We start from the raw sequence: 209 nt of genomic DNA, 5'->3' as shown, positions 1-209 counted from the left end.
GCACTTCCTAACATCGGTAATACATCACGTGTATAGCGTGCTAGTGATAACGTGGCATCTAGCCGCTTTCTCTTTAATACCATCCGTCCTCCTACCGCTCTCCTTGTTGGAAATGGCATTTCTTCCTTTGGGACGGTATAAATTTCACTGTGGGTATAGGCGCTTTGTATGGCTTGCACAACCTGTTTGATTTTATCTTCTGGACCACC

Annotated in this window: 1 protein-coding gene; it reads right to left on the bottom strand. The window is 45.5% G+C overall.

Features of this window, described 5'->3' with window-relative positions:
• A partial coding sequence (locus RT27_RS35630; protein ID WP_043939443.1) for a hypothetical protein occupies positions 1-209 on the bottom strand: 209 nt, incomplete at both ends.

This window comes from Bacillus sp. L_1B0_5 (genome assembly GCF_000836715.1).
GTDB lineage: Bacteria > Bacillota > Bacilli > Bacillales > Bacillaceae_G > Bacillus_A > Bacillus_A thuringiensis_S.
Note: the sequence above shows the minus strand (reverse complement) of the source record. Positions and strands in the feature narration are given on the sequence as shown.